The 26,756-nt window shown below is 72.1% G+C and carries 29 protein-coding genes and 1 riboswitch; of the genes, 13 read left to right on the top strand and 16 right to left on the bottom strand.

Translation table 11 applies throughout. The features are described from left to right. Positions 1-23: 23 nt before the first annotated feature. From ACLVWQ_RS38655 to ACLVWQ_RS38640, 4 genes are read right to left on the bottom strand one after another with little or no spacing between them, the layout of a single operon-like run. The gene (locus ACLVWQ_RS38655; protein ID WP_414113988.1) at positions 24-1,262 is read right to left on the bottom strand and encodes an amidohydrolase family protein; all 1,239 of its coding nucleotides are present in this window, start codon (positions 1,260-1,262) and stop codon (positions 24-26) included. After that, positions 1,259-2,554 (bottom strand): amidohydrolase family protein, encoded by a 1,296-nt coding sequence (locus ACLVWQ_RS38650; protein WP_414114034.1) that lies wholly within the window; start codon positions 2,552-2,554, stop codon positions 1,259-1,261. The genes ACLVWQ_RS38655 and ACLVWQ_RS38650 overlap by 4 nt, the downstream gene beginning before the upstream one ends. Positions 2,555-2,572: 18 nt before the next feature. Further along, positions 2,573-3,457, bottom strand: coding sequence for an SDR family NAD(P)-dependent oxidoreductase (locus tag ACLVWQ_RS38645; protein WP_414113987.1), 885 nt, complete (start codon positions 3,455-3,457; stop codon positions 2,573-2,575). Then, entirely contained in the window at positions 3,457-4,254 is a 798-nt protein-coding gene (locus tag ACLVWQ_RS38640) for an acetoacetate decarboxylase family protein (protein ID WP_414113986.1), read from the bottom strand. The genes ACLVWQ_RS38645 and ACLVWQ_RS38640 overlap by 1 nt, the downstream gene beginning before the upstream one ends. Positions 4,255-4,466: 212 nt before the next feature. Between ACLVWQ_RS38640 and ACLVWQ_RS38635 the strand changes: the two genes are divergently transcribed. From ACLVWQ_RS38635 to ACLVWQ_RS38615, 5 genes are all read left to right on the top strand, one after another. Then, entirely contained in the window at positions 4,467-5,459 is a 993-nt protein-coding gene (locus tag ACLVWQ_RS38635; RefSeq protein ID WP_414113985.1) for a DEDDh family exonuclease, read from the top strand. A gap of 149 nt (positions 5,460-5,608) precedes the next feature. Then, entirely contained in the window at positions 5,609-5,842 is a 234-nt protein-coding gene (locus ACLVWQ_RS38630; RefSeq protein ID WP_414113984.1) for a hypothetical protein, read from the top strand. 49 nt (positions 5,843-5,891) lie between these two features. Beyond that, positions 5,892-6,689, top strand: coding sequence for an SURF1 family protein (locus ACLVWQ_RS38625; RefSeq protein WP_414113983.1), 798 nt, complete (start codon positions 5,892-5,894; stop codon positions 6,687-6,689). A 79-nt stretch (positions 6,690-6,768) separates the two neighbouring features. Beyond that, on the top strand, positions 6,769-8,640 hold the full coding sequence (locus ACLVWQ_RS38620; RefSeq protein ID WP_414113982.1) for a glycoside hydrolase family 15 protein: 1,872 nt from the start codon (positions 6,769-6,771) through the stop codon (positions 8,638-8,640). Positions 8,641-8,644: 4 nt separating this feature from the next. Continuing rightward, positions 8,645-9,400, top strand: a complete 756-nt coding sequence (locus ACLVWQ_RS38615) for an SDR family oxidoreductase (RefSeq protein ID WP_414113981.1) — start codon at positions 8,645-8,647, stop codon at positions 9,398-9,400. Between the two features lie 124 nt (positions 9,401-9,524). On the opposite strand, the gene amaP is transcribed toward ACLVWQ_RS38615, so the two are convergent. The 5 genes from amaP to ACLVWQ_RS38590 are packed head-to-tail and all read right to left on the bottom strand — an operon-like array spanning position 9,525 to position 11,924. After that, positions 9,525-10,112: an alkaline shock response membrane anchor protein AmaP gene (gene amaP, locus ACLVWQ_RS38610; protein ID WP_414113980.1), complete on the bottom strand. Its 588-nt coding sequence runs from the start codon at positions 10,110-10,112 to the stop codon at positions 9,525-9,527. Further along, the gene (locus ACLVWQ_RS38605; RefSeq protein WP_414113979.1) at positions 10,109-10,798 is read right to left on the bottom strand and encodes a DUF6286 domain-containing protein; all 690 of its coding nucleotides are present in this window, start codon (positions 10,796-10,798) and stop codon (positions 10,109-10,111) included. The genes amaP and ACLVWQ_RS38605 overlap by 4 nt, the downstream gene beginning before the upstream one ends. Then, the gene (locus ACLVWQ_RS38600; protein WP_414113978.1) at positions 10,795-11,193 is read right to left on the bottom strand and encodes a hypothetical protein; all 399 of its coding nucleotides are present in this window, start codon (positions 11,191-11,193) and stop codon (positions 10,795-10,797) included. The genes ACLVWQ_RS38605 and ACLVWQ_RS38600 overlap by 4 nt, the downstream gene beginning before the upstream one ends. Positions 11,194-11,198: 5 nt before the next feature. Next, entirely contained in the window at positions 11,199-11,393 is a 195-nt protein-coding gene (locus ACLVWQ_RS38595; RefSeq protein WP_414113977.1) for a hypothetical protein, read from the bottom strand. A gap of 42 nt (positions 11,394-11,435) precedes the next feature. Next, the gene (locus ACLVWQ_RS38590) at positions 11,436-11,924 is read right to left on the bottom strand and encodes an Asp23/Gls24 family envelope stress response protein (protein ID WP_414113976.1); all 489 of its coding nucleotides are present in this window, start codon (positions 11,922-11,924) and stop codon (positions 11,436-11,438) included. Positions 11,925-12,008: 84 nt separating this feature from the next. On the opposite strand from ACLVWQ_RS38590, the gene ACLVWQ_RS38585 reads away from it, so the two are divergent. Then, a complete protein-coding gene (locus ACLVWQ_RS38585; RefSeq protein ID WP_414113975.1) occupies positions 12,009-12,761 on the top strand; it encodes a nucleopolyhedrovirus P10 family protein in 753 nt (250 codons plus the stop codon). Between the two features lie 79 nt (positions 12,762-12,840). Here the strand turns inward: ACLVWQ_RS38585 and ACLVWQ_RS38580 are convergent, their stop codons facing one another. The 3 genes from ACLVWQ_RS38580 to ACLVWQ_RS38570 form a co-directional block, all read right to left on the bottom strand. Then, entirely contained in the window at positions 12,841-13,632 is a 792-nt protein-coding gene (locus ACLVWQ_RS38580) for an enoyl-CoA hydratase/isomerase family protein (protein WP_414113974.1), read from the bottom strand. A 131-nt stretch (positions 13,633-13,763) separates the two neighbouring features. After that, positions 13,764-13,985 (bottom strand): helix-turn-helix domain-containing protein, encoded by a 222-nt coding sequence (locus ACLVWQ_RS38575; RefSeq protein ID WP_055513143.1) that lies wholly within the window; start codon positions 13,983-13,985, stop codon positions 13,764-13,766. Between the two features lie 452 nt (positions 13,986-14,437). Continuing rightward, positions 14,438-16,036 carry an ABC-F family ATP-binding cassette domain-containing protein gene (locus tag ACLVWQ_RS38570; RefSeq protein WP_414113973.1) on the bottom strand — a complete coding sequence of 533 codons (1,599 nt, stop codon included), beginning with the start codon at positions 16,034-16,036 and terminating at the stop codon, positions 14,438-14,440. Positions 16,037-16,303: 267 nt separating this feature from the next. Between ACLVWQ_RS38570 and ACLVWQ_RS38565 the strand changes: the two genes are divergently transcribed. Together ACLVWQ_RS38565 and ACLVWQ_RS38560 are read left to right on the top strand one after the other, a co-directional pair. Continuing rightward, entirely contained in the window at positions 16,304-17,197 is an 894-nt protein-coding gene (locus tag ACLVWQ_RS38565; RefSeq protein ID WP_414113972.1) for a neutral zinc metallopeptidase, read from the top strand. A 107-nt stretch (positions 17,198-17,304) separates the two neighbouring features. After that, the gene (locus tag ACLVWQ_RS38560) at positions 17,305-17,718 is read left to right on the top strand and encodes a VOC family protein (RefSeq protein ID WP_414113971.1); all 414 of its coding nucleotides are present in this window, start codon (positions 17,305-17,307) and stop codon (positions 17,716-17,718) included. A 32-nt stretch (positions 17,719-17,750) separates the two neighbouring features. Here ACLVWQ_RS38560 and ACLVWQ_RS38555 read toward each other — a convergent pair whose 3' ends face one another. From ACLVWQ_RS38555 to ACLVWQ_RS38545, 3 genes are all read right to left on the bottom strand, one after another. Beyond that, positions 17,751-19,256: a hypothetical protein gene (locus ACLVWQ_RS38555; RefSeq protein WP_414113970.1), complete on the bottom strand. Its 1,506-nt coding sequence runs from the start codon at positions 19,254-19,256 to the stop codon at positions 17,751-17,753. 157 nt (positions 19,257-19,413) lie between these two features. Further along, a complete protein-coding gene (locus tag ACLVWQ_RS38550; protein WP_414113969.1) occupies positions 19,414-20,547 on the bottom strand; it encodes an alpha/beta hydrolase in 1,134 nt (377 codons plus the stop codon). 72 nt (positions 20,548-20,619) lie between these two features. After that, entirely contained in the window at positions 20,620-21,327 is a 708-nt protein-coding gene (locus tag ACLVWQ_RS38545; RefSeq protein ID WP_414113968.1) for a class II aldolase/adducin family protein, read from the bottom strand. Between the two features lie 203 nt (positions 21,328-21,530). Here ACLVWQ_RS38545 and ACLVWQ_RS38540 point away from each other — a divergent pair, with 203 nt between their 5' ends. The 5 genes from ACLVWQ_RS38540 to ACLVWQ_RS38520 all read left to right on the top strand — a co-directional run bounded on the left by ACLVWQ_RS38540 (position 21,531) and on the right by ACLVWQ_RS38520 (position 25,940). Further along, the gene (locus ACLVWQ_RS38540; protein WP_414113967.1) at positions 21,531-22,283 is read left to right on the top strand and encodes a lysozyme; all 753 of its coding nucleotides are present in this window, start codon (positions 21,531-21,533) and stop codon (positions 22,281-22,283) included. 168 nt (positions 22,284-22,451) lie between these two features. Next, positions 22,452-23,696 carry an anion permease gene (locus ACLVWQ_RS38535; protein ID WP_414113966.1) on the top strand — a complete coding sequence of 415 codons (1,245 nt, stop codon included), beginning with the start codon at positions 22,452-22,454 and terminating at the stop codon, positions 23,694-23,696. A 13-nt stretch (positions 23,697-23,709) separates the two neighbouring features. Then, positions 23,710-23,931 (top strand): hypothetical protein, encoded by a 222-nt coding sequence (locus ACLVWQ_RS38530; protein ID WP_414113965.1) that lies wholly within the window; start codon positions 23,710-23,712, stop codon positions 23,929-23,931. 536 nt (positions 23,932-24,467) lie between these two features. Continuing rightward, a complete protein-coding gene (locus ACLVWQ_RS38525; RefSeq protein WP_414113964.1) occupies positions 24,468-25,325 on the top strand; it encodes a helix-turn-helix domain-containing protein in 858 nt (285 codons plus the stop codon). Between the two features lie 42 nt (positions 25,326-25,367). Further along, positions 25,368-25,940: a hypothetical protein gene (locus ACLVWQ_RS38520; protein WP_414113963.1), complete on the top strand. Its 573-nt coding sequence runs from the start codon at positions 25,368-25,370 to the stop codon at positions 25,938-25,940. 264 nt (positions 25,941-26,204) lie between these two features. Here ACLVWQ_RS38520 and ACLVWQ_RS38515 read toward each other — a convergent pair whose 3' ends face one another. Next, a complete protein-coding gene (locus ACLVWQ_RS38515; protein WP_414113962.1) occupies positions 26,205-26,426 on the bottom strand; it encodes a DUF397 domain-containing protein in 222 nt (73 codons plus the stop codon). 192 nt (positions 26,427-26,618) lie between these two features. Continuing rightward, positions 26,619-26,752: riboswitch (cobalamin riboswitch) on the top strand. Positions 26,753-26,756: the final 4 nt, after the last annotated feature.

The following is a 26,756-nucleotide window of genomic DNA, read 5'->3' as shown; positions in this document are numbered from 1 at the left end:
GGACAGCGGGCGGTGGGCGGTGTTCACCAGACCCGTACCGAGCCTCCCCTCGCGAACACCGGGCTCGTCGCGTCCGCCGGGGGCTCCCCCAGCGGTGCGGCGATCTCCTCGGCCGTCGGGCCCGTCCGCGCCGCGACGGCGTCCAGGAGGTCCAGGTCGAAGCCGTACACGCGGGCCGCGTTCCCGCCTGTCATCGCCGCGATCTCCGCTCGCGGCAGGCCCGCGTACGCGATCCGCAGGCCCTCCCGGCTGTAGGGGTACGTGCCCTCGTCGTGCGGGTAGTCGCTGCCCCACATGATCTTGTCGAGGCCGATGCGGTCCCGCAGCGGCACCTCGTGCGGGCGCATGAAGCTCGCTCCGACGAAGCAGTTGTCCCGCCAGACCTGCGAGGGCCCCTGCCCCATCGAGGCGGCGAGGCCCGCACCGAACTTGGACTCGGCGGTGGCCGCGTTCGCCCCCGCGGCCACCAGGCGGCCGTGGTAGTAGTCCAGCATGTCGAGCACCCCGGGGATCCAGCCCGAGCCCTGCTCGGTCAGGACCAGTTTCAGGCCGGGGTGCCGGCGGAAGGCGCCGCCGAAGATCAGGTGCCAGAGCGCGCGGTGCGAGAACCAGGTCGTCTCCACCATGAAGACCGCACGCGCCGCGGGCTCCTCCCCGAGCGGCGGCGAGGCCGAGCCCGCGTGGTGGTTCACGGGCACGTCCAGCTCCTCGCACACCGCCCAGATCGGGTCGTACGCCGACGAGTACAGCTCGGGAAGCCCCGAACCCGGCGGGGTGCCGGGCAGCAGCAGCCCTCCCTTGAGCCCCGCGCCGACGGCCCACCTGATCTCCTTCACGGCCTCCCCGACGTCGTTCAGGAGGATCTGGAAGACACCGGCGCGGCGGCCGGGCGCCGCCGCGCAGAAGTCAGCCAGCCAGCGGTTGTGGGCGCGCAGCCCGGCCCAGCGCCGCTCGAACTCCTCGGCCGTCGGCGCGGGCGCCATCAGGGACCCGGACGGGAAGAACGGCGGGACGGTGTTGGGGAAGACGACCTCGGCGACGATCCCGTCCTGCTCCAGTTCCGCGAGGCGGCGCCGCGAGTTCCAGTTCCGCTCGGCGGTGTCGGCCGTCAGGTCCTCGTACGGGTTGACGTACGTGGCCGCCCAGGCGTCGAACTCGTCGTGGAACGCCTTCTCCAGGTACGGCCGGTAGTCCAGGAGGTCGGCTCCCGCGTGGCAGTCGGCCGAGATGACCGTGTACCGGTCCGTGGCGTGGGTGTTCACGGGGTCACCCCCAGCGCCGGGAAGTCGTGGTCGGTCAGCCAGTGGCGGCCCACCTCGCGCGAGCGCGCCCAGGACGCCTCGACCGCCCGCTGGTCCTCGGGCTGGCCGAGAGCGGCCGGTGTCGGGCCGATGCGCCGCGCGAGCGGGGCCAGTCCGTCGGTGTCGAAGCCGAAGACCTCGGCGGCCGCGAGCCCCAGCATGCGGCGGGTCTCCGTCACCGGGATGTCGTGGAAGGTCCGCGTCAGCCACGCGCGCGTGTCGGGCCAGGTGCCCTCCGGGTGCGGGAAGTCGCTGCCCCAGAGGATGTTGTCGACCCCGATCTCGTACCGCTGGGCCAGCTCACGCCGCTTGGTGTTGGTTGCGCAGACGAAGACCTGCCGGTCCAGGTACTCGTGCGGCGGGCGCCGCAGCTCCGCGAAGGGGGACAGCTTCTTGCCGCCGTGCGCGCCCAGGTAGAGCCGGTCCATGAACCACAGCAGGTTCGGCAGCCACCAGCACCCCGACTCCGCCACCCCGAACCTGAGCCCCGGGTGGCGCTCGAAGACGCCGGACCAGAGCAGGAACCAGAGGGGCCGCGCGGGCCACCAGGTCACCTCGCTCACGTAGATGCCGAGGTGGTCGCCGTACTCGTGGCGCGGCGCCGCCCCGGAGTGCGTCACCACCGGCATGCCGCACTCGGCGGCCGCCGCCCACACGGGGTCGTAACGGCGGTCGTGGTACGGCTCCTTGTCGACCCACATGGAGGGGATCATCAGGGCGCCGAGTCCCGACTCCTTGGCGCGGTACACCTCCGCGACGACCTGTTCGGTGGGTCCCGTGACGGGCAGCAGCGCCACTCCGCAGTGCCGTTCGGGGTTCGCGCCGACGAACTCGGCGAGCCACCTGTTGTGCGCCCGCGCGCCCGCCATGCCCAGGTCGGAGTCGTGGTCGCCGGAGAGGCCGAGGCCCACGCCGAAGGGTGCCGCCGTCCGGCTGTCCACCGCGTCGGCGTCCGGGAAGACCACCTCGGCCGCCACCCCGTCGCCGTCCAGCTCCTTGAGGCGCTGTGCGGAGTCCCAACCGCCGCGCAGGCCCTCCTCGTTGTCGTGGAACCACTTGTCGGCGAACGCCTCGTTGCGGATGCCGAGGCGGGTCATCTCCTCGCGGCGGCGGCTCTGTCCCGCGAGGAACGCGTCGAATTCCCGGTGGAACCGGGCGTCCAGATAGGGCCGGTACTCCTCGGTGGGCAGTCCGGCGTGGCAGTCGGAGGAGATGATCAGGTAGGGCTCTGTCGCGTCGGCCACATCGGCCATATCAGCCACAACGACTCCTCAGTCAAGAATGAAGTTCTCCAGGTACGCCGGATCGGCGCGGTCGAGCATCGACCGCGCCCGCGCGCGGATCTGCGCGTCGCTGTGCTCGCTCTCGGGCAGCAGCCAGAACCGGTCCGCGCGGATGCCGTCCACCACGAGCCCCGCGACCTCCTCGACCGGCGTGAACCGCACCTCGCGCCCCGCCTCCCGCATCGCGGCCTCCCACTGGCCGAGGCTGCGGTACGGCGTCCTGCGGGGCCGCTGCTTGGCGTACCGCGCCGGCCGGTTGCGGTGCGACTCCCACAGGCCCGTACGGAGCATGTGGGGCCCGGGGAAGAGCACGGAGGCGCCCACGCGCGCGTGCTCGGCCCGCAGATGCGCGTACAGGGACTCGGTCATCGTCACGACGGCCGCCTTCGTGACGGCGTACACGGACGCGGTGGGCAGCGGCGCGATACCGCCGTCGCCGGACGAGGTGTTGACGACGTGTCCGGGTTCGCCGCCGGCCAGCATCCGCGGCACGAAGGCCTGGACGCCGTGGAAGACACCCCACACGTTGACCGCGAAGGCCCACTTCCAGTCGTTCGGGTCGTGCTCCCACATCCGGCCCTCGGCGCCGGAACCGACCCCCGCGTTGTTGCACAGGACGTGCACGGCGCCGAACCTGCCGTACGTCTCCTCGGCGAGCGCGACGACCTGCTCGCGCTCCCCGACGTCCACCACGCGCGCGTGCACCACGGCTCTGTCCGCGCGCAGCGCGTCGGCGGCCTTCGCCAGGGCGCCCTCCTCCACGTCCGCGAGGACGACCTTCAGCCCCTCGGCCGCGAACCGCCGTGCCATGGCCAGCCCGACACCGCTCGCCGCGCCCGTGACGACGGCGACCTGTCCCCCCGCCAGTTCCATCAGGCACTCCCCCGGGGCGGCCCGTCGAGGATCTGCTGGGGGTCGTCGTACCGCTGGTGGATGTAGGGCAACAGCGCCCGCGCGTCGACCCGTCCGGCGACCGTGCCCTTCTGGTCCGTCGTCTTCTCGCCGATGGTGATCCCGACGAGCGCGCGGACCGGGAGGTCGGCGACCGGGTCGTACATCGACTCCCGCAGGACGACGTCACCGGTGATCCGCTCCAGCCTGCGCACCTTCTCGTCGCGTACGCAGTGCACGAGGACGGGGTCACCGTCGAACCCCGAACCGTCGACCGCGGGCAGGAACTTGAAGTAGAAGTCGGTCTTACGCACGGGCTCCGGCAGGGGCAGCGGCCCGCTCACGGCGCCGCGCACCTCCACGAACTCGATGCCGTGCCGGGCGAGGGCCGCGCGTACGACGAGACCGTCGCGCTCGACCGTCACCTCGCCCAGCTTCTTGGGCTCGCCGAAGACCTCCCGGCCGCCGATGAGGGCCCGCTCATGGGTCATCGGCATGACGAGCGGATACCAGCCCTCGATCCCGTCGTGCGCGGCGGCGACCGCGAACGAACCGGCGCCCAGGGGGTATCCGGTCAGCTCGACCTTGCTGATGTTCACCCGGACGAGGGGGCGTCCGGTGGGTTTGAGCGGCGGCGGCAGGACCGCCGCGACCGCGTCCGGGTCGCTCTCCCAGACGGCCACCACCCCGGTCGACCAGATGTCGGGGAGCCGGGAACCCGCGGTGCGCGCGGCGGCGGTCTCCGCCTCGGTCCGCGCGCCGTACCGTACGCGTGCCATGCCGTACCGCCCTTCGCGTCGAGTGCAGTCCAGGCGGGAGCACCGTCGCACCGGGCGCGGCAATGGTCCATAGCCGTGCAGGGACGAGCCCGCGCCAAATCCCCCGCGCCGGACCGGAGAACCCCGGACGCGCCCTCCGCCGGCCCCGGCTCGGCCCCGAGTTCGGACGCCGGGGACAGGAGTGTCAGTCGCGCCCCTTATCCTCAGTGACCATGCTCGAAGACCGTCAGACCGCACCGTCCGCCGCTCCGTGGCCGGCCGCCTACCCCCAGGGGTACGCGGTCGTCGACGTGGAGACCACGGGGCTGGCCCGCGACGACCGCATAGTGTCGGCCGCGGTCTACCGCCTCGACGCGCGCGGCGAGGTCGAGGACCACTGGTACACGCTGGTCAACCCGGAGCGGGACCCGGGCCCGGTGTGGATCCACGGTCTGACGAGCGACGTGCTCGAAGGGGCGCCCCTTTTCCCGGAGATCGCCGAGGAGTTCGCGGCCCGGCTGGCGGGCCGGGTGCTCGTCGCGCACAACGCGGTCTTCGACTGGTCGATGATCGCCCGGGAGTACGCCCGCGCGCAGCGCGAGGCGCCGGTCCGTCAGCGGCTGTGCACCATCGCGCTCTCCAAGGAGCTCGGCCTGCCGCTGGCCAACTACAAGCTGGAGGCGCTGGCCTCGCACTTCGGCGTCGTACAGCAGCGCGCGCACCACGCGCTGGACGACGCGCGGGTGCTCGCCGAGGCGTTCCGGCCGAGTCTGCGGGCCGCCGCGCGGGAGGGCCTGCGGCTGCCGCTCCTGGAGTGCCTGCCGCTGACGGAGTGGACCGACCGGGCGACGCCGCGCATCGGACGGCAGTCCGCGGGCCCGTCCGGTGGTTATCCGTCGGGGAGTTGGCGGCCCTCGCGCAAGCGGCCCGCCTGCCCGTACCCGAATCCGGGGCGGTACGAACCGGGCAAGCAGCTCAAGCAGGGCATGCGCGTCGCGTTCTCCGGGGACACCTCGACCGAGCGGGACCTGCTGGAGGACCGTGCCGTCGAGGCCGGGCTGCATGTCGCGACCAGCCTGTCCCGGCTGACCAGCCTGCTCGTCACGAACGACCCGGACTCCGGTACGTCCAAGGTGGTCAAGGCCCGCCAGTTCGGCACGCCGGTCGTCGACGAGGCGGCGTTCGGGCAGCTCCTCGGGAACGTGGCACCCGCGTCACAGAAGTGACCGCGGGACGAGACCTGCGTGACCGGGCCGACGGGTGAACGGACGGATGGGCAGACGGGTGAGCGGACCGGTGAGCGGACGGGTGATTGGAGCGCGACTCGCCCGGAGCCCCCTCGCCCGCGCCCCGCTGACGGCCCACCCTGTGGCGCATGGCGACATGTGAAGTTTGCGGCAACAGTTACGGAATGACCTTCGAGGTGCGCGCCCAGGGTGCGACGCATGTCTTCGACTGCTTCTCCTGCGCGATCCACCGCATGGCTCCCCTCTGCGAGCACTGCCGGGTCCAGATCATCGGGCAGGGCGTCGAGGTCGAGGGGCACTGGTACTGCGGCGCGCACTGCGCGCGGGCGGAGGGAAAGGCGGGGATCGTCGACAGGGTGTGACCCGGTACCCGACGGAACGCGCCCCACGACCCGGTTGTACCGTCGTGGGGTGTACCGCTTCCTGGTGTCCCGGCAGTGGGTGATCCTCACCCTCCTCGCGCTCGCGCTCATCCCCACGATGATCGAGCTGGGCTTCTGGCAACTGCACCGGCACGAGCACAAGGTCGCGCTGAACCAGGTGATCTCCGAGTCGCTGTCCGCGGAGCCGGTCCCCGCCGAGTCGCTCACCGCGCCGGGCCGCGGGGTCGAGCACGAGGACCTGTACCGCCGGGTGACCGCGAAGGGCACCTTCGACACCGCCGACGAGGTCGTGGTCCGGCGCCGTACCAACTCGGACGAGGAGGTCGGCTTCCATGTGCTGACGCCGTTCGTCCTCGACGACGGCCGGGTCCTGATGGTCAACCGCGGCTGGATCCCGGCGGACGGCGCGCAGACCGAGTTCCCGAAGGTCCCCGCGCCCGCGAAGGGCGAGACCACGGTCACCGGCCGGCTGATGGCCGACGAGACGACCACCGACAGCGGCATCAAGGACGTCCGCGGCCTCCCGGACCGCATGGTCATGCTGATCAACAGCGAGCAGCAGTCGAGGGCGCTCGGCAGGCAGGTCCTCGGCGGCTATGTCGAGCTGACCGCGCCGGAGCCGAAGGGGGACGTCCCCGAGCTGATCCCGGCGCCCGACCACAGCGACATCGGCCCCCACATGGCGTACGCGGTCCAGTGGTGGCTCTTCGCCGCCGGCGTCCCCGTGGGCTGGGTGGTCCTGGTCCGCCGCGAGCGCAGGGACCGCGCGGAGGCCGCCGAGTCCGAGTCGGAGTCCGCCACGGAGGCGGAGCCCGCCGCCGTCTAGGGCCTGTCCGGCCGATACGTGCCCACCGACACACCCTGTCCCTGGATTGATCACCCGATGCCCCGGGAACGCGGCACACGTGCACCCTTCCATCGAGGACTACGCGCTCATCGGCGACCACCAGACCGCGGCCCTGGTCGGGCGGGACGGGTCGGTCGACTGGCTCTGTCTGCCCCGGTTCGACTCGGCGGCCTGCTTCGCGAAGCTGCTGGGGGACGACGACAACGGACACTGGCGGATCGCGCCGAAAGAGCCGACGGGGTCGGGCGCCTGCACCCGCCGGGCGTACCGGCCCGACACCCTCGTGCTCGACACCGAGTGGGACACCGAGGAGGGCTCGGTACGCGTCACCGACCTGATGCCGCAGCGCGACCGCGCACCCGATGTCGTACGGATCGTCGAGGGCCTCAAGGGCCGGGTGACCATGCGCAGCACCCTGCGGCTGCGCTTCGACTACGGCTCGGTCGTCCCGTGGGTCCGCAGGTCGGACGGCCATCGGGTGGCCGTGGCCGGCCCGGACTCGGTGTGGCTGCGCAGCGAACCCGAGGTGCGCACCTGGGGCGAGGACTTCGGTACGCACGCGGAGTTCACCGTCGCCGAGGGCGAGAAGGTCGCCTTCGTACTGACCTGGCATCCCTCGCACGAGCCGCGCCCCAAGCTCGTCGACCCGTACGAGGCGCTGGACCAGAGCGTCTGCGACTGGCGGGCCTGGGCGGCCCGCTGCCGCTACGACGGACCGCACCGTGACGCGGTCGTCCGCTCCCTGATCACCCTCAAGGCCCTCACCTACGCCCCGAGCGGCGGAATCGTCGCCGCCCCCACGACCTCCCTCCCCGAGGAGATCGGCGGGGTCCGCAACTGGGACTACCGCTACTGCTGGCTGCGCGACTCCACGCTCACGCTGGGCGCGCTGCTCGCGTGCGGCTACCAGGAGGAGGCGGAGGCCTGGCGCGACTGGCTGCTGCGCGCGGTCGCGGGCGATCCGGCGGATCTGCAGATCATGTACGGCCTGGCGGGCGAGCGGCGGATCCCCGAGTACGAGCTGGCGTGGCTGCCCGGGTTCCGCGGCTCGGCGCCGGTGCGGATCGGCAACGACGCCGTGCACCAGTTGCAGCTCGACGTGTACGGGGAGGTCGTCGACTCCCTCACGCTGGCGCACCACGCCGGTCTGCCCGTCGAACCGGACATGTGGCGGCTGCACCAGGCCCTGATGGACTTCCTGCACTCGGCGTGGCGCAAGCCGGACGAGGGGCTGTGGGAGGTGCGCGGACCGCGCCGGCACTTCGTCCACTCGAAGGTGATGGCGTGGGTGGCCGCCGACCGTACCGTGCGGACCCTGGAGGAGAACCCCGGTCTCGACGGTGACGTGGAGCGCTGGCGCGCGATGCGCGACGAGGTGCACCGCGAGGTGTGCGAGCGCGGCTACGACCCGGAGCGGAACACGTTCACGCAATCCTACGGCTCCCGTGAGCTGGACGCCGCGCTGCTGCTCCTCCCCCGCCTCGGCTTTCTGCCGCCGGACGATCCGCGGGTGGTCGGCACGGTCGACGCGGTGCGCGCGGAACTCGCCCGCGACGGGTTCGTACGCCGCTACGACGCGGCCCGGACCGCCCCGGGCCGGCCCGGCTCGGACCTGGCGGAGGTCGACGGGCTGCCGGGCGGCGAGGGGGCGTTCCTCGTCTGCTCGTTCTGGCTGGCGGACGCGCTGCATCTGACGGGCCGTACGGAGGACGCCCGGGACCTGTTCGAGCGGCTGCTCGCGCTCCGCAACGACGTGGGGCTGCTCGCGGAGGAGTACGACCCCGTGGCCGGACACCTGCTCGGCAACTTTCCGCAGGCGTTCAGCCACATCGGTCTGGTGGGCACGGCCCTGACCCTGTTCGACGGCGAGGGGACGGCCGACGCCGGCGGGCGGACCGCTGGAGTGCCCGGGAGCGAGGAGGCAGGATAGGGCCATGGATCTTGGACTGAAGGACCGCGTCTACGTCGTCACCGGAGCAACCCGCGGCCTGGGCCACGCCTCCGCGCGTGAACTCGTCGAGGACGGCGCGAAGGTGATCGTCACGGGGCGCGACAAGAAGACGGTGGACGAGGCCGCGGCGGCGCTCGGCCCGAACGCCCACGGGGTGGCGGTGGACAACGCCGACCCCACGGCCCCGGAGACTCTCGTCGCGGCCGCCCGCGCGCGCTTCGGCGGCTTCGACGGCATCCTGATCAGCGTCGGCGGCCCGCCGCCCGGCTCCGCCGCCGGCAACACCGACGAGCAGTGGCGGGCGGCGTTCGACTCCGTCTTCCTCGGCGCGGTGCGGCTGGCCAGGGCCGCCGCCGCCGAGCTGGGTGAGGGCGGGGTCATCGGGTTCGTGCTCTCCGGCTCGGTGCACGAGCCGATTCCGGGCCTGACCATCTCCAACGGGCTGCGTCCCGGGCTCGCGGGCTTCGCCAAGTCGCTCTCCGACGAGCTCGGGCCGCGCGGGGTGCGGGTGGTGGGGGTGCTGCCGGCCCGGATCGACACGGATCGCGTGCGCGAGCTGGACGGGTACGCGGCTGATCCGGTGGCCGCCCGTGCGGCCAACGAGGCGCGGATTCCGTTGCGGCGGTACGGGAGGCCGGAGGAGTTCGGGCGGGTGGCGGCGTTCTTGTTGTCGCCTGCCGCGGGGTATCTGACGGGGGTCATGGTGCCGGTGGACGGTGGGGCGCGGCACGGGTTCTGAACCCGTGCCCGACCGGGCCGGTGCCACCGGTGGGCGTCGTCTCGTACGTGCGGGCCGGTGGGGGCTTGTCGCACAGTTCCCCGCGCCCCTCGATGCACAAGGCCCCGCCGACCCGCGAGTGGGCTCAGGTGACCCTTTCCGGGGTGTGTTTGGTGGCTCGCAGGCGTACCTCTGTCGGGAGGGAGGCCAGGCCCGCGGAGTCTCTCGCGTGGGTCAGGGACTGTGTCGTCAGGCGGTGCAGGGTGTCCCCGGGGTCGGCGTGCGGCCGCAGGCGCAGGCGGACCCGTGCCTCGGGGGAGCCGCGCCGCCCCGTGAGCGACGCCTGCGCGCCCTGCACCCCCTCCAACGCGCCCGCCTCACCGGCCAGTACGCCTTCCAGGGCCCGCCCCCGCAGCAGCGCGCCCGAGCCGTCGCCGGTGTCGACCAGCACCTCGGCCAGCCGGCGCCGCCGCAGTACCGCCGCGAGCCATCCCAGGCCGAGCAGCAGGGCCACCGCGAGGACGGCGACGACCGTCGGCCACCACCAGCCCTCGTCCCGCCACCGCGTCCGGTCGGCGCCGCTCAGGAGCACGTCGTGCCGCCCGTCGTGGATCCACCACGAAGGCGGCTTCACACCGAGGCCGACGGCGAGCACGGAACCGCCGAGCACGACCAGGAGCAGTCCCGTGAGCCCCAGCAGGACCCGGTTCACGATCCTCAGCACTGACGTCACCCCTTCTTGGCCGGCCGGGCGACCCGCACCGACAGCGAGGGCCGCCGGGTGAGGCCGAGCCCCCTGATGCCGTCGGCGAGCGTGGCGTCCAGGTCGGCGCGTACGTCGTCGAGTTCACGGAAGTGCGAGACCGCGCGGACGTCGGTCTTCCGGCGCCGCATACGCACCCGGACCGACTGCACGCCGGAGACCTCCATGGCCCGGTCGCGCAGCACCATCGCGGCGGCGTCCCGGTGCAGTCCCGCGCGCACGTCGGGATGGGGGCGCCGCATCGGCAGGACCTGGCGCAGGCCGGGGGTCGCGGCGAGGATCAGCAGCCACAGGCCCAGGGCGGTCGCGACACCGGCGCCGACGAGCACCCAGGTGTCGTCCAGGGGCCGCTCGGCGAGTTCGCGGGCCAGGGACCCGCGCCAGCGCATGGCGGGCCGGTCGGCGCGGACCGCGACGACGTCGTACAGCAGGAGGCCCGTGGCGGCCAGGAGCAGCAGCGCAAGGACGGCCGCGGGGATCCTGCGCGCCGACCAGAAGCGGCCGCTGCCGTCCTTGGCTCCGTCGAGGGTCGGCAGGGGGGTGTAGTCCGCCGCGGAGGCGGACTGGCCCAGTTCGCCCTCGGTCTTCCCGGGCTTCCCGGACTTCTCGATGACGGGCAGGTGCTGGGTGCTTCCCAAGCCCTGGGGCTCGCTCACTGCGTCCTCCCCTGTACCGCGCCGCGTGTCCGTGCGGAGTGCAGCCGTTCCACCTGGACGGCGACCTCGGGCACTTTCATTCCCGCCAACGCCTCTACCCGCTGGGCGACCTGACGACGCACGGCGCCGCACCGGCCGCCGATGTCGCTCGGGTAGTCGAGTTCGAGGCTGACCCGGACGCGGGCGAGGTCATGGCGCACGACGACCGTGGCGTGCGGGGGCGCCGCTTCGGGGGGCAGCACGACGAGTGCCTCGCGTGCCGCCTGTGCCGCGATCTTCGCGACGACGCGGTCGGCGATCCTGGTGGCACCACGCTCGCCCGGTGCGACGGCGGCGCCATCGGTACCGCCGGACGGGACGACGGCCCCGGACCCGGCGGGCGGCTCACCGGACACGCGCGTCACCGCCGGCGGTCGTCGCGGCTGCCGCGGGAGCGGAAGAATTCACCGGGATCCAGGTCCCCTTCCACGAAGCGCCCCACGACGAAGCCGATGGCGCCCAACGCCGCCACCAGCAGGAAGGCACCGAACCCGCCGAAGTACCCGGCGAATCCCAGCGCCATTCCGGCGATCAAGCCGACCACGGCCATGCTCATGGTGCGCTCCTCAACAGGTCTCTGGCATATCAGGCATGTCACTCACTGGAGCCGGTTCTCCGGCTCGTCGTCCTCTTCGTCGGGCAGCTTGACGTCGCTGACCGCGATGTTGACCTCGACGACCTCCAGGCCCGTCATGCGTTCGACGGCCGCGATCACGTTCTCCCGTACGTCCCGGGCCACGTCGGCGATGGACACGCCGTAGTCGACGACGATCTCCAGGTCGAGCGCGGTCTGCACCTCGCCGACCTCGGCCTTGACGCCCCGGGTGACGGACTTCGAGCCGCCGCCCGGCACCCGGTCGCGAACGGCGCCGAAGGTCCGCGAGATCCCGCTGCCCATGGCGTGCACGCCGAGGACGTCGCGGGCCGCGAGCCCGGCGATCTTCTCGACGACTCCGTCGGCGATCGTGGTACGCCCCCGGGTCGACGGGGCGCCACCGCCGCGCTTGGTCGCCCCGGTCCTTCTCTGCTGGTCCGGCTGCTCGGCCTCCGGGCTCTCCGGCCGCTTCTGCTGAGTCATGTCGCTCATCGCCGCATCCCTTTCGGTAGGCCTCTTCGCCCACACTAAGGCGGGTTGCCGGGTCGCGCGCCGGGGATACGGCAGGCTGGGGCAATGACCGCGGACCGATTGACGCAAGCAGTACGGCAACAGCTCGGCCTGGGCAGACTGCTGCCGTTGGGCAGCCCGGGTGACGGCGCGTGGATCACGGAGGCGGCGGCCACCTCGGTGCTGCGCCGCGCGGTACGCCGGATGCCGGGCGTACGCCTCGGTTCGGTGCGCCTGGCCCTCGTCGACCCGGACGGCGCGGCCGAGCCCGCCGTGCCCCCGCCGCCGAGCGCGCTGCCGCCGGGGCCGCTGCGGGTCACCGCGGAGTTCACGGCGACGCTCACGCCCCGGGACCCCTTCCCCACGACCGCGGCCCGGCTGCGCGCGGCCCTCGCCTCGGCGGCGACGGACCGGCTGGGACTGGCGGTCACGGAGGTGGATCTACGGATGACGGGGCTGATCGAGGAGGACCCGGGTCCGGCCGCCGTGGACGACGACGAGGAACGGGCCGGGGGCGAGGCGGACGACCGTTCCGGTGAGCCGGGGCTCCGGACGGACGACGACGGGGCCCGGGTGGCCACCGCCGTGCGGTCCGTCCCCGGGGTCACCCGACTGGGCGCGGTCCATGTCACGCACCCCGCCGACGCGTCCGGCACAGCGGCGGCCGTCCCCCGCCGTCACCTCCGCGTGGAGTTCGAGGCGGGGGCGGCCGAGCGGACGCTGGACGTGGCCGGAGCCGTCCGCGCGGCGGTCACCCGTGAGCTGCCCGACCACCCGTCGGTGGCCGTGCTCGTGACAGCGGTGCGCTCCCCCGCGTAGGAGGACCAGTGGCAGGACCACAGTGGGAGGTACCAGTGAGCAGAACGCCGAGCAGTACAACGGTCGTCGGCGGAAGCCCTCAGTCGGACAGGCCCGCCAGGTCCCGCAGCCGTCGGCCCTGGGCGGCCCGCTCGGCGGCCCGCTGGTCCGCGTACGTACGGTCCACCGCTCCCTGGAGCAGGACCTTCGTCTCGACCAGGGCGTCGCGCGGCGCGGCCAGGAGCGCCGCCGCCAGCTCGGCCACCGCGTCGTCGAGCCGGTCGGCCGGCACGGCGGTGTTCGCGAGTCCGGTCCGCTGCGCCTCCTCGGCGAGCACGTACCGTCCCGTCGCGCAGATCTCCAGCGCACGGGCGTAACCGACGAGTCCGACCAGCGGATGCGTACCCGTGAGGTCGGGAACCAGGCCGAGGCTGGTCTCGCGCATGGCGAACTGCACGTCGTCCGCGACGACGCGCAGGTCACAGGCGAGCGCGAGCTGGAACCCCGCCCCGATGGCATGCCCCTGCACGGCGGCGATGGACACGATGTCGCTCCGCCGCCACCAGGTGAAACCCTCCTGGTACTCGGCGACGGCCGCGTCCAGCTCGGTGTCGGAACCGCGCGCGAGATCGATGAAGGACGGCTCGCCGTCGAACCCCTCGGGCGTGAACGCCTGCCGGTCGAGCCCCGCGGAGAAGGACTTGCCTTCCGCGCGCAGCACGACGACCCGGACGGTGCCCGGCAGCAACTGCCCCGCCTCGGCCAGGGCCCGCCACAGAGCGGGGCTCTGCGCGTTGCGCTTGGCCGGATTGGACAGTGTCACCGTGGCGATCGCGTCGTCGACGGTGAGCCGTACGCCGTCCTTGTCGAGCAGCGGGTCGAACGAAGCCATGGGACGCCTCCGATGGATGCGGTCAGAGGGAGCGCCGGAGAGGCACACCCTTAAGTGACTGCACAGTAACCACCCGGGCGGTCAATCGACCGACCGGGTGGTCACCATCGGAGAACGGGAACCGCCCGGCGTCAGCCCGACGCGGACTTCTTGCCCCGCGTCGCTCCGCCACGCCCACGGAGCGTGACGCCCGACTCACTGAGCATCCGGTGCACGAACCCATACGAGCGGCCGGTCTCCTCGGCCAGTGCCCGAATGCTCGCACCGGAGTCGTACTTCTTCTTCAGGTCAGCCGCGAGCTTGTCGCGCGCGGCACCGGTTACCCGGCTGCCCTTCTTCAGAGTCTCGGCCACCCGTGCCTCCTCATGGGAAGTGCGCTCTGGACTTCTCATGATCACCCCTCAAGAGCTTCCTGGCCACCCATTCGGCAAGGTCGGTGGGACGAGCTTGTGTCGTGAAAGGCCGTCACCACGAGCGGAATTCCACATTCCGTCGATTTCCGTGCCGCACGACTGACCGAGTTCTTCGGCGAAGTGCCAGGTCAGAGACGTGCGACGGCCGGGCCCCGGAGGAAAAGGGCCCGGCGCGGAAATCGGTGTAGGACACACCTCAGTACGAGGAGATCTCACACAGATGGTGGATCACGGATCGGCCGAATGATCCATAGGAAGTGGATCAGCTGATCGATCAAGCGATTGATCAGGCATGACCGACCGCTTTCGCACACGGCCGGTCACTCACCGTCGACCATTCACCGTCACTCACGGCCGTCACTCGCGGCCGACGTCCGGGCGGTGGGTGGTGATCAGGCCAGGGACACCAGGTCCGCGTAGTCGGCACCCCACAGGTCCTCGACCCCGTCGGGCAGCAGGATGATCCGCTCCGGCTGGAGCGCCTCGACGGCTCCCTCGTCGTGGGTGACGAGGACGACCGCGCCCTTGTAGGTGCGCAGCGCGCCGAGGATCTCCTCGCGGCTGGCCGGGTCGAGGTTGTTCGTGGGCTCGTCGAGGAGCAGGACGTTCGCGGACGACACCACGAGGGTGGCGAGCGCGAGGCGGGTCTTCTCGCCGCCGGACAGGACGGAGGCCGGCTTGTCCACGTCGTCGCCGGAGAACAGGAACGAGCCGAGCGTCTTGCGGACCTCGACGAGATCCAGGTCGGGGGCGGCGGAGCGCATGTTCTCCAGGACCGTGCGCGCCGGGTCGAGGGTCTCGTGCTCCTGCGCGTAGTAGCCGAGCTTGAGGCCGTGACCCTCGATGACCTGGCCGGTGTCGGGCTTCTCCGCGCCGCCGAGGAGGCGGAGCAGGGTCGTCTTGCCCGCGCCGTTCAGGCCGAGGATGACGACGCGGGAGCCCTTGTCGATGGCCAGGTCGACGTCGGTGAAGATCTCCAGGGAGCCGTACGACTTGGACAGGCCCTCGGCCATCAGCGGGGTCTTGCCGCACGGGGACGGGTCGGGGAAGCGCAGCTTGGCGACCTTGTCGGACTTCCGCACGGCGTCGAGGCCCGCGAGGAGCTTGTCCGCGCGCTTGGCCATGTTCTGCGCGGCGACGGTCTTGGTGGCCTTGGCGCGCATCTTGTCGGCCTGGGCGTTCAGCGAGGCGGCCTTCTTCTCGGCGTTGTGCCGCTCGCGCTTGCGGCGCTTCTCATCGGCCTCGCGCTGCTGCTGGTAGAGCTTCCAGCCCATGTTGTAGACGTCGATCTGGGCGCGGTTGGCGTCCAGGTAGAACACCTTGTTGACGACCGTCTCGACCAGGTCGACGTCGTGGGAGATCACGATGAAGCCGCCGCGGTACGTCTTCAGGTAGTCGCGCAGCCAGACGATGGAGTCGGCGTCGAGGTGGTTCGTGGGCTCGTCCAGGAGCAGGGTGTCCGCGTCCGAGAAGAGGATGCGGGCCAGCTCGATACGGCGGCGCTGACCACCGGAGAGCGTATGGAGGGGCTGGCCGAGCACCCGGTCGGGCAGGTTGAGCGCGGCGGCGATGGTGGCGGCCTCCGCCTCGGCGGAGTACCCGCCCTTGGTGAGGAACTCCGTCTCCTGGCGCTCGTACTGCCGCATCGCCTTGTCGCGGGTGGCGCCCGCGCCGTTCGCGATGCGCTGTTCGTTCTCGCGCATCTTGCGGATCAGGGTGTCCAGGCCGCGCGCGGACAGGATGCGGTCGCCCGCCAGCATGTCGAGGTCGCCGGTGCGCGGGTCCTGCGGGAGGTAGCCGACCTCGCCGGAGCGGGCGACGGTGCCCGCGGCGGGGGTGCCCTCGCCCGCGAGGACCTTGGTGAGCGTGGTCTTGCCCGCGCCGTTGCGGCCGACCAGGCCGATGCGGTCGCCCTTGAGGATGCGGAAGGTGGCGGACTCGATGAGCATGCGGGCGCCGGCACGCAGTTCGATACCGGAAGCGGAAATCACGGACAGACTCCTGGGCAGGGTGGTTGACGGGGCGGGCGGCTGAGGGCGTTCACGCCGTCTAATGCACGAGGAGAATGGCCATGGGCCAAGTCTAACGGGGCGATGCAACCACTTTTTCTGTGTGCGGGGGTTCGGGGGTGTGACGCTCATTGCCCCGGCCGGCACCGGCGGCGGTGTCCCCCGTTCGGCCCGCCGCCCGGCGCCGCGTCCCGGGGAGCGGGCGAGGATGACGCCAGGGGGACGACGTACGCAGAGGGTGGAGCGCCCATGCAGTTCGACGACGACGCCGGTCTGGACACCTCCGAGGTGCAGGATGTGCGCGGCAGTCGGATCCCCGGCGGCAAGGCCACGGTGGGCGGCGGCCTGGCCGGTCTGATCGCCCTCCTGCTGGGCCTCTTCTTCGGTGTCGGACCCGACCAGCTGGGCCTGTCCTCCGGGAACGAGGCGCAGCCCTCGCCGACGGCTTCGTCCCTGGCCCAGGTCCAGCAGACGTGCCGTACGGGGCGGGACGCGAACACCAAGGAGGACTGCCGCGTCGTGGCGGTGGTCAACAGCGTCCAGGACTACTGGGCACAGGAATTCGAGCGTCGCGGCGGTACGTACACCCGGTCGCCCACCGTCTTCTTCAGCGACCGGGTCGGCACGGCGTGCGGATCGGCGACCTCGGCGGTCGGGCCCTTCTACTGCCCGGGTGACCGGAAGGTCTATCTGGACCTGGGCTTCTTCGACGAGCTGCGGACCAAGTTCGGGGCCGGCGGCGGGCCGTTCGCACAGGCGTACGTGGTGGCACACGAGTACGGGCACCACGTACAGGACCTGATGGGGACCCTGGACCGTTCCCAGGACGGACGGACCGGCGCGGACAGCAACGCGGTGAAGGTCGAGCTGCAGGCCGACTGCTACGCGGGCGTGTGGGCGAACCACGCGACGACCACGAAGGACGAGTCGACGGGCAGGCCGCTGATCACCGACCTGACCGAGGCCGACATCCGGGACGGCCTCGACGCGGCGGCGGCCGTCGGCGACGACCGGATCCAGGAGCGGTTCCAGGGCCGGGTGACCCCGGAGTCGTGGACGCACGGGTCGTCCGCGCAGCGGCAGAAGTGGTTCCAGCAGGGCCGGCGCACCGGGGACATGGCCCGCTGCGACACCTTCGGCTGAACGTCCGCGGGCGTTGTCGGTGGCGGGTGCCACACTGTGGGGCAGGTCACATTCAGACGCTGTCCCGGCAGTGGTGCGGGGCGGGGCGACCGGAGGGAGTGGTCGGCATGGCAGGCACGGAGGGCGGACGCCCGAGCATCTGCCCGACGCTGTTGTACGCGGACGCCACAGCCGCGATCAGGCAGCTCACGGAGGCTTTCGGGTTCATCGAGTCGTCGGTGTACGAGGACGAGCGCGGCAAGGTGGTGCACGCCGAGCTGACACAGGGCAACGGCGCGGTGATGCTGGGCTCCAAGGGCACCGGCAGCCGCTTCGACGAGGCCATGAAGAGCGCGGGGCCCAGCGGGGTGTACGTCGTCGTGGACGACGTGGACGCCCACCACCAGCGGGCCGTCGACCACGGGGCGGAGATCCTGATGCCCCCGACGGACCAGGACTACGGGTCGCGGGACTACATGGCCCGGGACGTCGAGGGCAACATCTGGAGCTTCGGCACGTACGCCCCGGAGACGAGGGGCTGACCCGCCGCGCGGGCCGATCCGACCGAAACGCCTCAGTTCCCCCAGGTGTGGACCTGGAAGGCGGCGCGGCGTACGGCCTTGGCCAGGGCCGGGTCGGGGTGGGCGGCGGCGAGCGCGACCAGGACCTGGACGGTGCGGGGGTGGCCGACCGCGCGCACCTCGGCCAGGAGCGCGGGGACGGTCGGCTGCACCGCGGACTCCAAGTGGCGTACGAGGAGCGGGGCTTCGCCGTGGTCGGCGACGGCCGCGGCGGTGTCGACCCACAACCAGGTGGCCTCCTCGCGGGTGAGCACCAGGTGGGCGTCCTCGGGGTCGTGCCCGTCGTGCTCGGCGAGCCACAGCAGGGCGTACGGACGCAGCGGCGTCTCCTCCGCCACCGAGCGGACGTCGGGCTCCGCGGGGGCGCCGACCACCCGCAGCGCCTCGAAGGCGAGGCCGCGCAGGAGGGCGTCCTCGCCCCGTGCGGCGGCGAGGAGTTCGGTGACGGCGCTGCCGACGGGCCGGGCGGCGAGCCAGGCGCGGTACTCGGCGCGGGCCGCGTTGGGCCGCAGCTGGGCGCAGCCGCGGAGCATGTCCTCGGCGCCCTGCTCGATGTTCCCGGCGGGGCTCTGCGCGGCCACGCAGATCTGCTCCAGCTTGACCCAGACGGCCCAGCTGCCGAGCGGGGTGAGCGTGGCCTGGCCGTCGGCGCAGGTCAGAGCCCCTACGCCGGCGATGGCGTGCAGGGCCCAGTCGAGGAGGGGTTCGAGGGGGGTGTCCTCGGCCGGGCTCTCCACCGGCACCGGCACGGGCACGGGCTCGGGCTGTGGCCCGTAGGGGATCTCGCAGCGCTCGGTGCGCAGTTCCGTGACGCGCTGTCCGAGAAGGTCGAGCAGTTGCGGGACCGGGACGGGGCCCGCGGACAGCTGGAGGAAGGAGAGGACCTGCGGCATCGCGGAGACGACCTCGGCGACGGCGGAGGGCTCCTGTCCTTCGGGGCCGGGGTGGGCGATCGACCAGGCGTCGAAGAAGGCGACCCAGCCCCGCAGGACGGCGCTGTCGTCGCGGTTCCAGGCCCGCAGCCGCCAGCCGGGGCGCGCGGTGTCGCCGTGCACCTCGACGAGGCCGGCGAGCCGTGCGACGTCCCAGTCCGCCCGCACTTGATCCGGGCTCAGGCCCAGGTCCGTGGCGGCTCGTTGGGCGGTCGCGTCGGAGAGGGCGCCTTTGCCTTCGGACGGGCCGCCGGACCCGCCCTCGGAGCTGTCCTCGGAGGTGCCCGGTGAACCGCCCTCCGGACTGCCGTCGGGCGTACTGCCGAGGACCGTGCCTGCACGGTCCCTGGCGGGGTTCAGGTCCGTGTCGGCCCAGCGGGCGACCCGGGCCGCGCCGGCGAGTACGGCGCGCGCCATGCGGGCGAGCTCCGCGGGGGCCGGTGTGCCCTCCGGTGGGCGGGGTGCGGGGCGACGGGCGGGCCTCTGGGTCATCGCTCGGGGGGCGGCGGCCAGGGTTCGCGGGCGGACGAGTCGGAGCCTGGAGTCGCGCGGGATACGGGACGTCACGGGGGCAGTCTTCCGGTTGACGGTCCGAAAACCCAAACGGAATGCCGCGCGAGGTCGCGGAGGGGCTCGTCGAACCGTTCCCCGCGGGCGCCCTGGCAGGTACGTACCCACTGGTACACGGTTAAACGGAAGCTCCGGGGCAGGGCGTGCGCAGCGGCTACATCAGCGGGGTGAGAAAGCGGCGGAGTGCCTCTTCGTAGCCCGCCGGGTCGGCGTTCCACATGGCGCCGTGCGGGGCGTCGTGGACCGTGTGCAGGGTGACGAGGTCGGGGCGGCGGGCCGCGAGGCGGCGAGCGGGCCCCCAGGGGGCCACGACGTCGTCGGGCCCGTGCAGGACGAGGGCCGGTACCTCCAGCCGCTCCGGGTGGGCCCCGACGGCACGGTCGCCGCTCAGGCCCGTACGCCCCTGGGCGGCGCGGACGGCCAGCGGCAGCAGGGCGCCCGGGGTGCGGCGGGCCGTGGCGAGGGCGCGCAGGGTGGTCTCCCAGCTGAGGACGGGCGAGTCCAGGACGAGCCCGGAGATCCGCCCGCGCAGCGCGGAGTGCTCGGCGGCGCGCAGCGCCATGGTGGCGCCGGTGGACCAGCCGTGCAGGACGACCCGCTCGGCGCCGTACCGCACGGCGAAGCGGACGGCCGCGTCCAGGTCGCGCCACTCGGTCTCGCCGAGGTGGTTCAGCCCGTCCGGGGGACGGGGCGCGCCGGCGTCCCCGCGGTAGGCGAGGCCGAGCACGGGAAAGTGGTGGTGGTGCAGGAACTCCATGACGTTCATGGGGTGTTCTCGGGTGGTGCCGAGGCCGTGCACGGTGATGACCCAGGTGTCGCGGGCGGCGGGCACGAACCAGGCGGGCAGGGTGCCCAGCTGGCTGGGGATCTCCACGTCCGCGTGGTCGAGGCCCAGGGCGGTGCCGGGGTCGCCGACGTGCACGCCCGGGGTGAGCCACACCTTGTCCCCGGGGCGCAGGGTGCCGTGCGTGACGCGCTCCAGCCGGCGCACCACCGTGTCGGCGGTGTGCGGGGCGTCGGCCAGGAGGCGGCCGACGACGGCGTGGCTGCCCTCGCCGCGCAGGCCGTACACACCCGGGCGCCGGGAGGCGAGGGCGCGGGTCAGGGAGATCCGGCCCGCGGCCGCGTCGTGCACGGTGAGGCGGGGTTCGGTGGGCAGCGGCCGGTCAGGTGACGCCTTCAGGGCCGCGTCGCTGGCGTAGCGTCCTGCCGCTATACCGGCGGCGCCGGCCACGGCCATGGTGAGGGCGGTGGTCAGGGCCGCGGTCGTCGGCTTCACAGTGCGCACGGGTCCAGTCTCCTGACGTAACCCGCCGGCTGCCAGTGGAAGCGCGGCCGGGCCCGCGCGCCGGGCCCTGCGTCACCCCTGCCCGTATCCCTTCAGGCGCTCCCCCACCTCCGCCACCTGCTCCTCGGTCAGCAGGGTGGGCGTGCGGCCCGGTACGGACGACGCGGTGAGCCACACGCGGCACATCCATTCCAGCTGCGCCGTGCGGTCGTAGGCCTGGTCGAGGCCGGCGCCGTACGCGAGGGTGCCGTGGTTCTGCAGGATGCAGGCCGTGCGGTCGCGCAGGGCCGGGAGCATGTTCTCGGCCAACTTTTCCGTGCCGTAGGTGGCGTAGGGGGCGACGCGCACGGGGCCACCGAGCGCTGCCGCCATGTAGTGGACGAGGGGCAGCTCGGTGACGAGGGTCGAGACGGCCGTGGCGTGCACGGCGTGGGTGTGGACGACGGCGCGCGCTCCGGTGGAGCGGTAGACGGCGAGATGCAGGGGCAGTTCGCTGGTCGGAACGAGTGAACCGAGTACGCGCCGGCCGTCGAGACCGACCCCGCAGAGGTCCTCGGGGGTCAGCCGGTCGTAGGGGACCCCGGACGGTGTGACCAGGACGGTGTCGCCCACGCGCACGGACACGTTGCCGGACGTGCCGACGACCAGACCGTCGGCCACCGTGCGGCGGGCCGTGGCCACGAGGTCGTCCCAGGCCCGCTCCAGCTCCTCCCCCGCCCGGGGCGCGCCCGTCCCACCCGTGTCCCGTCCGCCTCCGGTGTCCCGCCGCCGCTCAGCCATGCCGCGATCCTGCCAGCCGCTCGCCCGCTCCGTCCCGCCGTGTCGGGGCGAGGGCACTGTAGGGCGGAATCCGCACATCCGACAGGTCGTGAACAGGTGCAAATCAACCGCCCGAACGAATGACCGGCGGGCGACGGGAGTTCGCGGATCTTCCAGTAATCTCTGGGAGATTTTTCGTACACGCCGCCATTCCGGGGGGAAATATGGCTCGTGATCACAAACCGTTCCGCCGGCACGTCCGTCAGCACGCCCGCCTCCTCGCCGCCTCCACGGCGGCCCTGGCGATCGGCGGCACCGCTCTCGTCGAGGTGCCGGCGTCGGCGGCCGCCAGACCGAAGGGGCACGACGTGTCCTCGCACCAGAAGAACGTGAACTGGTCGAAGGCGAGGAGCAAAGGCGCGAAATTCGTCTATGTGAAGGCGACCGAGTCGCACACGTACCGCAATCCGTACTTCGCCCAGCAGTACGACGGCTCGCGGGACGCGGGCATCCTCCGCGGCGCGTACCACTTCGCGCTGCCGCACAAGTCGTCGGGCACCAAGCAGGCGGCCTACTTCCTGCGCAACGGAGGCGGCTGGCGGGCGGACGGCTGGACGCTGCCGCCGGCGCTGGACATCGAGTACAACCCGTACGGCAAGAAGAAGTGCTACGGGCTGAGCAAGGCCGGGACGGTCGGCTGGATCAAGGCGTTCAGCAACGAGGTGAAGCGGCAGACCGGCCGCCGGCCGGTCATCTACACCAACTACAACTGGTGGAAGACGTGCACGGGCAACAGCGCCGCCTTCGCCGCGAACCATCCGCTGTGGCTGGCGCGCTACAGCGCCTCCGCGGGGTCGCTGCCGTCGGGCTGGGGCCACTGGACGTTCTGGCAGTACGACAACAGCGGCGCCCTGCCGGGTGACCAGAATCTCTTCAACGGTTCCCTGTCCCGACTGAAGAGCTTCGCAAGGGGGTAGCGGACCCCCGGATTCCGCCTCTGTTCGAGGACTCTCACCGCCACTTCGACACAAGCGGAGTGGCGGCACCTCAATCGGGTCACCCCACCGCCCAACTCAGTTCATCTTCCGTTCACTCAGGTTACTTACGTTCCTCGTGCCACTGTCGTCCAACAGAAGCCTGGGTAAATGGAACACATCACGCTCCTCCTCGGAATCGTGATCGTCACCGCTCTCGTGTTCGATTTCACGAACGGTTTCCACGACACTGCCAACGCGATGGCGACGACCATCTCGACCGGCGCTCTCAAGCCCAAGACGGCGGTGGCCATGTCCGCCGTGCTGAACCTCGTCGGTGCGTTCCTCTCCGTGGAGGTCGCCAGAACGATCTCCGGCGGCATCATCAACGAAGAGGGCATCCGCACCGAGGTGATCTTCGCGGCGCTCGTCGGCGCCATCCTGTGGAATCTGCTGACCTGGCTCCTGGGTCTGCCCTCCAGTTCCTCCCACGCCCTCTTCGGCGGCCTCATCGGCGCCGCGGTGATGTCGGCCGGCTGGTCGTCGGTGAACGGCTCGACCGTGGTCAGCAAGGTCCTGATCCCCGCGGTCGCCGCGCCCCTGGTGGCCGGACTCGCCGCGATGCTCGCCACCCGGCTGACGTACCGGATCAGCAACAAGGCCGGCGAGCAGGCCACGTCCAAGGGGTACCGCGCGGGCCAGATAGCCTCCGCGGGCCTGGTCTCGCTGGCCCACGGCACGAACGACGCGCAGAAGACCATGGGCATCATCACCCTGGCCCTGGTCACCGGCGGGGTGCTCTCGCCCGGCTCGAACCCTCCCCTGTGGGTCATCGTCTCGGCCGGCTGCGCCATCGCGCTCGGCACCTACCTGGGCGGCTGGCGCATCATCCGCACCATGGGCAAGGGCCTCACCGACCTCGCGCCGCCGCAGGGCTTCGCCGCCCAGACCAGCGCCGCGACGGTCATCCTGGCCTCGTCCCACCTCGGCTTCTCCCTCTCCACCACCCAGTCCTGCTCCGGCGCCGTGATGGGCTCGGGCCTGGGCCGCAAGGGCGGTGTCGTCCGCTGGTCGACCGCGACCCGGATGTTCATCGCCTGGGGCCTCACCCTCCCCGCCGCCGCCCTGGTCGGCGCGGGCGCCGAGTTCCTCACCCAGCAGGGCACCTGGGGCATCGTCGTCACCGGCGCGCTGCTGATCGCCGGCTCCGGGGTCATCTGGCACCTGTCCCGCCGTCAGCCCGTCACCGTCGACAACGTCAACGACGAGCCCGCCGGCGTCGTGACCACCGCGATCGCCGCCGTCACCCCGCCTCCCGCGGGCCCGGTCGCCGCGGCGGGCGACCTCGCGACGGGCGACCTGAAGACCACCATCCCGGGCCCGGACACCGAGCCCGCCCGTCCGGCCACGGTGTAAGGAATCCAACCGCATGAAGATCGACTGGGCAGCCCTCGGCTCCGTGTTCGGAGTCAGCCTCATCGCCACCGTCGCCCTCGTGGGCCTCTTCACCCTCGGCATCGTCGGCCTCTCCAAGCGGGAGTCGGCAGCGGCCCAGGGCGGCTCCGCGACCCTCGCGGTCACCGGCGCGTACGCGTGCTTCGCGGCCTGCGCGGCGGCCGTGGCCTACGGGATCCACCTGATCATCGTCTGACCCGGCCACCCGCCGGGCCCGTCCACCTCACCCCGGGCCCTCTCCACCGTCGTCCCACCCCGAGGCCGCCCCCGACCCACCCGGTCGGCAGGGCGGCCTCAGCCATGTCCGACGGTCGAATTCCGGTCACCTCACCCGCGCACCGGCGCGCACGGCACCGCGTAACGCCCCTGGCTCGTACGCCGGTCAGCGCCCCCTCGTGTCACTCCGGCCTCGCGCCGGCCACGCCGTGCCGCACCGAGCCGTACGAGCAGTGGTCGCGGATCCCGTGACCACGTGACGCACGGCACAAAACGGCTCCGGCGCAGGCGTGACTCCCCGGTCGGACCCCTGGCGCGATATAAGTCGGTCCGCGGCCCGTCGACATGCCATATGGCATTATGACGGAGACCCGTAGACGTATGGCATTAGGGTGCCCTTCCATCAGATCCCTGTCGGACCGGTGTATGCCTCGCATACGCAGCCGCACAAGGTTCTGGTGCCGCACCCGGCACACCACCCGACATACGTCTGACCGGTCCACGAGGAGCAACCCCATGCCCAGGGAAGTCGACCCAAGCCTGAATCGCCGCCGACTGCGCATCGAGCTGCGCAAGGCACGTGAGGCCACCGGCCAGACACAGACCGATGCCGCCCGAGCCCTCGAGTGGTCGCTCTCGAAGATCATGCGCATCGAGGCGGGCACGGTCAGCGTCTCGGTGACCGACATCCGGGCACTGATGCAGCAGTACGAGGTGACGGACCCGAAGCAGGTCACCGAGTTGGAGGACGCCGCGCGCGGCAGCAAGGGTCCCAGCTGGTGGGCGGCGTACAACGACATCCTCAGCCCCGGTTTCAGGAGCTACCTCGGGTACGAGTCCGCCGCCGCCTCGATCCGCACCTACCACCCCGTGGTCGTACCCGGCCTGTTGCAGACCGAGGACTACGCGACCGCCGTGCTGAGGCAGCGCGCGGACGAGGCGCGCACTCGGCGCATCGTGGAGCTGCGGACGGCGCGCCAAGAGCGTGCGCTGGAGGGCGACGCGCCCCCACCGTGGCTGTTCTTCGTCGTCGACGAGGCCGCGCTGCACCGGCAGGTGGGCGGCCCGCAGGTGCAGCGCAACCAGCTGCAGCACCTCGTCACCATGGCGGCACAGCCCCGTGTCTCGCTCCAGGTGCTGCCGTTCACCGCGGGCGCCCACTACGCCACGATGACGAGCTTCGTGCTCCTCGGCTTCCTGGACGACGAGGACCTGCTGTACCTGGAGCAGCAGGGCAGCACGACGGTGCGCGACGACTTCGAGCTGATCGTGCGCTACCAGGAATGCTTCGAGAAGCTCCGCGAGACGGCGTACGGCACGGAACGCAGCATCGACCTGATCAACCGGATCAGGGAGGGCATCGGCACCGCCTGACCCCGGGCCCTGTGCCCGGGGAGAATGAGGGGAGGCCGCGACATGACGGTCGCGTGGACGGAGTGGTGGCAGGGGGTTCGCGCGGCCCTCCTCCGCTTCCCCGGGCCGACTCCCGGGACGAGTGGGGCGGGTGGGACGAGCGGGGCGCCGGAGGGCGAGGGGGATCCGGACGAACCGGGTCCGGCGGCCGGGGTGCCGGGCCCCTCGTACAACCAGCTCGTGCGTGACGCGATAGCGGACGCCGCGCGTACGGACCGGATGAACAGCCTCGACGAGAACCGCACGGCGGACCGGATCAAGGTGCTGCGGGCCCGGAGCGAGGAGCAGCGGCTCTCACTGAGGACGACCGTCGTCTACTGCACCGGTGGCGTGGTCGTGGTGCTGTTCGCCTTGGCTGGACTGATGACGGTCGCGGGAGTCTTCCACCTCACCTCCGCCTGGGTGCTCGCCCCGATGATCGCGACGGCGATGTCCCTGGTCACCGGTTTCGGCGTCCGGCTGGGCCAGATCATGGCGCGGCACACGGCGGCGGACCACGACGCGGGTGCCGGTTCCCTCAGCGAAGACCGCCGGGCCGTGACACCGGACGAGACCTCGCCCAGCGGACGGGCCTGAGCCGGTCCGGATGCCGGCCCCGCCAGATTCCCAGGAGCAGCGCCACGACGGTGGCGACGGCCACCCACAGGGCCGGGCTCAGGGTGCCGCCCGGCAGCAGCCCGGCCGCCGCGACGCCCACGAGTGTGGCGCTCACCCCGCCGAACACACAGAAAGCGACCAGTCTCGGGGCCGAGGCCGGTTCGGAGGGCGGTAAGTGTGCGCTGTCGCTCCCCCGGTGGACCATGTCGGTCGGCTGACGGCCTGTCATCGCGCTCCCCCTCGTCATGTCCGGTGCCCGGCAACGGACTCCTGCGTGGCCACCGCGTCGAGAACACCGACGAACGCGAGCCACCGGGTTCGGGAGAAGACGACCTGGCCTCCGCTCCGGTTCCAGGAGTCGCGGACCGTCACCGAGTTCTCCGTGACCGCCACCTCGACGCATTCGTCTTCCCCGCTGTGGCTGCTGGTGTGCCAGCGCGGCACGGACAGGTCCTCGTGGTCCACACCGACCTCCTCCTGCCCGAGAGCCGGCGCCCCCCGCGCTGGACCGCCACCCCCGTGTCCGCCTTCCGTGCTCCGTTCAGTCTAGGAAAGCCCGGTGTGGCCCACCAGGGGAAAACCGGCCCGTTCCCAGGGGCCTGTGGGCCTCAGCACACTCTCTCTTCGCAGGTCAACAGCAAGTTGACGGGTGTTCGCGGGCCGTGGTGGACTGCCGGGGCCATCTACGACGGCAGAAGAGGAAGCCGGTGCGAATCCGGCGCGGTCCCGCCACTGTCACCGGGGGTCTCGATCCCCGGGAGCCAGGAACTCTCGTCGTCGGTCTCGTCGAACCAG

The sequence above is a fragment of the Streptomyces sp. CWNU-52B genome (genome assembly GCF_047444975.1).
Taxonomy (GTDB): Bacteria; Actinomycetota; Actinomycetes; order Streptomycetales; family Streptomycetaceae; genus Streptomyces.
The sequence above is the reverse complement of the archived record's forward strand: the minus strand, read 5'-3'. Positions and strand labels throughout refer to the sequence as shown.

Coding starts and splice junctions, on each gene's coding strand:
- ACLVWQ_RS38545 (WP_414113968.1), bottom strand. CDS start 21,327: ATGGCTGAGCGGCGGCGGGACACCGGAGGCGGACGGGACACGGGTGGG.
- ACLVWQ_RS38530 (WP_414113965.1), top strand. CDS start 23,710: ATGAAGATCGACTGGGCAGCCCTCGGCTCCGTGTTCGGAGTCAGCCTC.
- ACLVWQ_RS38525 (WP_414113964.1), top strand. CDS start 24,468: ATGCCCAGGGAAGTCGACCCAAGCCTGAATCGCCGCCGACTGCGCATC.
- ACLVWQ_RS38630 (WP_414113984.1), top strand. CDS start 5,609: ATGGCGACATGTGAAGTTTGCGGCAACAGTTACGGAATGACCTTCGAG.
- ACLVWQ_RS38565 (WP_414113972.1), top strand. CDS start 16,304: ATGCAGTTCGACGACGACGCCGGTCTGGACACCTCCGAGGTGCAGGAT.
- ACLVWQ_RS38580 (WP_414113974.1), bottom strand. CDS start 13,632: ATGGCTTCGTTCGACCCGCTGCTCGACAAGGACGGCGTACGGCTCACC.
- ACLVWQ_RS38650 (WP_414114034.1), bottom strand. CDS start 2,554: ATGGCCGATGTGGCCGACGCGACAGAGCCCTACCTGATCATCTCCTCC.
- ACLVWQ_RS38535 (WP_414113966.1), top strand. CDS start 22,452: ATGGAACACATCACGCTCCTCCTCGGAATCGTGATCGTCACCGCTCTC.
- ACLVWQ_RS38645 (WP_414113987.1), bottom strand. CDS start 3,457: ATGGAACTGGCGGGGGGACAGGTCGCCGTCGTCACGGGCGCGGCGAGC.
- ACLVWQ_RS38520 (WP_414113963.1), top strand. CDS start 25,368: ATGACGGTCGCGTGGACGGAGTGGTGGCAGGGGGTTCGCGCGGCCCTC.
- ACLVWQ_RS38640 (WP_414113986.1), bottom strand. CDS start 4,254: ATGGCACGCGTACGGTACGGCGCGCGGACCGAGGCGGAGACCGCCGCC.
- ACLVWQ_RS38590 (WP_414113976.1), bottom strand. CDS start 11,924: ATGAGCGACATGACTCAGCAGAAGCGGCCGGAGAGCCCGGAGGCCGAG.
- ACLVWQ_RS38595 (WP_414113977.1), bottom strand. CDS start 11,393: ATGAGCATGGCCGTGGTCGGCTTGATCGCCGGAATGGCGCTGGGATTC.
- ACLVWQ_RS38560 (WP_414113971.1), top strand. CDS start 17,305: ATGGCAGGCACGGAGGGCGGACGCCCGAGCATCTGCCCGACGCTGTTG.
- ACLVWQ_RS38585 (WP_414113975.1), top strand. CDS start 12,009: ATGACCGCGGACCGATTGACGCAAGCAGTACGGCAACAGCTCGGCCTG.
- ACLVWQ_RS38540 (WP_414113967.1), top strand. CDS start 21,531: ATGGCTCGTGATCACAAACCGTTCCGCCGGCACGTCCGTCAGCACGCC.
- ACLVWQ_RS38635 (WP_414113985.1), top strand. CDS start 4,467: ATGCTCGAAGACCGTCAGACCGCACCGTCCGCCGCTCCGTGGCCGGCC.
- ACLVWQ_RS38615 (WP_414113981.1), top strand. CDS start 8,645: ATGGATCTTGGACTGAAGGACCGCGTCTACGTCGTCACCGGAGCAACC.